This window comes from Intestinibacter sp. (genome assembly GCF_051866655.1).
Classification (GTDB): domain Bacteria; phylum Bacillota; class Clostridia; order Peptostreptococcales; family Peptostreptococcaceae; genus Intestinibacter.
Map to the genome: position 1 here is coordinate 1 of NZ_JBJDXL010000398.1, position 3,079 is coordinate 3,079.

General features: G+C 31.9%; 4 protein-coding genes. 3 read left to right on the top strand and 1 reads right to left on the bottom strand.

Features of this window, described 5'->3' with window-relative positions; all coding sequences use genetic code 11:
• Positions 1-1,265 (top strand): hypothetical protein (locus ACI3VO_RS12075; RefSeq protein ID WP_439758156.1); only part of this gene is annotated, 1,265 nt, incomplete at its 5' end.
• Between the two features lie 71 nt (positions 1,266-1,336).
• Here the strand turns inward: ACI3VO_RS12075 and ACI3VO_RS12080 are convergent.
• Positions 1,337-1,855, bottom strand: coding sequence for a GNAT family N-acetyltransferase (locus tag ACI3VO_RS12080; RefSeq protein WP_439758157.1), 519 nt, complete (start codon positions 1,853-1,855; stop codon positions 1,337-1,339).
• 128 nt (positions 1,856-1,983) lie between these two features.
• Between ACI3VO_RS12080 and ACI3VO_RS12085 the strand changes: the two genes are divergently transcribed.
• Complete coding sequence (locus ACI3VO_RS12085; protein WP_439758158.1) at positions 1,984-2,628, top strand: YczE/YyaS/YitT family protein; 645 nt, start codon at positions 1,984-1,986, stop codon at positions 2,626-2,628.
• Positions 2,629-2,687: 59 nt separating this feature from the next.
• On the top strand, positions 2,688-3,079 hold a 392-nt coding region (locus ACI3VO_RS12090; protein WP_439758159.1), incomplete at its 3' end, for a TetR/AcrR family transcriptional regulator.

Consider the following 3,079-nt stretch of genomic DNA (forward strand, 5'->3'; position numbering starts at 1 on the left):
ACACATCGTCTTTGACTGACGAAATTGAAACACTACAGGATGCAGTGTCTGACTTAGACGATGGAGCTAATGATTTAAATGATGGAACAGGAAAATTAAAAAACGGTGCAGTCACTTTAGCTGATGGTATTAAAACTATACAAAGTGGATTAAATGAATTAAATTCAAAATCATCTGATTTAACTAGTGGCTCTAGCGAAGTATATAGTGCACTTAAGACTATACAATCATCACTTGACAATGTCTCTACTTCATCTAGTGATTTAGAAAAACTATCTTCTGCATCTACTCAAATAAAATCAGGAATAGACAGTTTAGTAGGAGGATTGAATACACTTGATTCAAGTATAGACAAATACAACAGTAGTTTAAAAAATGCAGGAATCAGCAGTGGCTCAGAATTAGCAGCTAAAAACGCAAATGCAGCAGAAGCCCTAGGAATAACTAGCACACAAAGAAAATTATACAGCGCCTATACATCAGGTGGAACTGATGGTGTCACAAAAGAAATTGCAATATTAGCTCAACAAGGAGACCAAGAAGCAATATCACTATATAAACAAGCTTCAGCAGGAAACACAGATGCAGTTACACAATATGTGCAAACAGCGGGCAAATTAATTTCTATAGAAAAGCTTCTAAAAGCAGATGCATCATATATAGAAGGTAGCTCTCAGCTTATAAGTGGAATAGACAGTCAAATGAGCACATCTTCAGGTCAAACTACCTTGATGAGTGGAGCAATATCACTACAAAGCAATTACAAGCAATTTGACGACAGCATACAAGAATTAGTCAACTCATTAAATAATTTAATGGCAAATATGACACAATTAAAAGGTGGAATAGATAAGTTGACAAAGAATTACTCTGCATTAGATAGCGGAATAAAGGACTACACAAACGGAGTCAGCAAAATAACAAAGGGCTACACAAAGGTCTATGAAGGCGCATTAGATTTAGTCAGCGGAACTAACGATTTATATAAAGGAACAAACGACCTCGCTGACGGAACTGGTGAATTCAAGGATAAAACATCAGACCTTGACGGAAAAATAGACGATCAAATAGATTCTATGATAAAGAACTTTGCAGGCGATGATTTCGAAGTAAAATCATTTGTATCTGATAAAAATACAGACGTAGAATCAGTACAATTTGTAATAAAAACTGAAGCTATAGAAAAACCAGAAGTTCAAAAGGAAGAAAAGAAGGAAGAAACACTTACTTTCTGGCAAAAATTATTAAGTATATTTGGTAAATAATTTTATTTAGAAATAGATACTCTCTTTTAGATGAGCAAGCAAAACTTGCTTATTTAAAAGAGAGTATTTTATTAAAGCTTCTTTTCTAAGCAGACTAATTTTACAATTCCTATTCCATTAAAATCACTATCTACAAATCCAACCTCATTATAGCCTAGCTTCTTATAAAAAGCTCTAGCATTTTTATTAGTTACCATAGTATCTAGGCGCAGAAATTTGCAGTTATTTTTTCTAGCAAAATCTTCATAAAAATGAACAAAATTGCTTCCGTAGCCCTTTTTAGGTGCAGAAGGTGAAACCACTAACGTATGTAGTACCATGACATCTGAATCAAGTGCATCAAATTCCCAGTTAGCGTCCTTGTATTCAATTGCTTGGTCTTGGTTTATTCTACCAGCAGATACAACTTTGCCGTTGTCTTCTTCTACAAATAATTCACCTATAGCTAAGGATTTTTCGGCAGTTTCTCTTGTAGGATATATACCTCTTTTCCAGCCAACTTGAGGAGCACCCTTTTCGTCTTCTGTAAATATTTCATTGTATATTTCTACAATTTGATCTATATCTGATTGTGTTGCTTTTCTAATCATTTTAACGTTTTCCTTTCTGATATTTTAGTAATTGACTTTATATTAATTATATTTCAAAATTACGATTGAATATATTATACTAATTATATTGAGTTTTATCAAATAAGTGCAGTAAGGGGAGAATAATTATGAATAAAAAAATATTAAAAGATATTGCTTATTTAGCTGTAGGATATGTTTTAATTGCACTTGCAGTTGTGATAATGGTAAATTCGAATGCAGGGCTGGTACCTTGGGATGTATTACATCAAGGCATTAGCAGGACAACGGGAATAACTATGGGGCAGGCATCTATGTTAGTAGGAACAATAGTGATTGTAGTATCTATTGCTTTAGGAGAAAATTTAGGTTGGGCAACTATAGGTAATATATTTATACCAGGGATTTTAATAGATGTAATAGATAATATGAATATTATTCCAGTAACACACGATTTATTTTGGGGAGTGTTAATGGTAGTAGTAGCGCTTATAATTTGGGCGTTTGCTACGGTTTTGTATTTGATACCGGCGCTTGGATGTGGACCTAGGGATGGTCTAATGATTGCACTTCACAAAAGAACAGGTAAATCAATTGGGTTATTGAGATCTATAATTGAAATATGTGCAGTAATAGTAGGTTATTTATTAGGAGGAACTTTTGGAATAGGAACTATAATATCAGCATTCTGTTTTGGGTATTTGCTTGAAATAGTTTTTAAGATGTTTAAATTCGATCCTAATGTAGAACATAAGATGATATTTTCAAACTTTAAAAAGAATAAAGTTGTATAATAATATAAAGAAAACTATTCGTGAAATGGCGCGAATAATTATAAAGGAGATTTAGTTTTATGTCATCAAATAAAATAATAGAAAAGGCTATATATAGTTTTTCAATAAACGGATATGCTGGAACATCGATATCCAATATAGCTGAACTAGTTGGTATAAAAAAATCGACAATATACTCGCATTTTAAAAGCAAGGATGAAATTTTTGAAATAGCAACAGAAATTTCTTTTAAAACGGAGAACGATTTTGCTGTTGATTACTTCTCTAAAAAGAAAGAGCCTATTTTAGAAGTTTTAGAGGGATTTTTAGTTTCTTTGAAGGATAGATTTATAGAAGATGAAAGCTTTACTATAAATTTTGTATATAAAATAGGATATCGATTTGGAGAAAAATACTATGATTTTATAAAAAAATATTGTGACGATTATTATTTTACAGTGGAAAAATTAAT

Coding starts and splice junctions, on each gene's coding strand:
- ACI3VO_RS12085 (WP_439758158.1), top strand. CDS start 1,984: ATGAATAAAAAAATATTAAAAGATATTGCTTATTTAGCTGTAGGATAT.
- ACI3VO_RS12080 (WP_439758157.1), bottom strand. CDS start 1,855: ATGATTAGAAAAGCAACACAATCAGATATAGATCAAATTGTAGAAATA.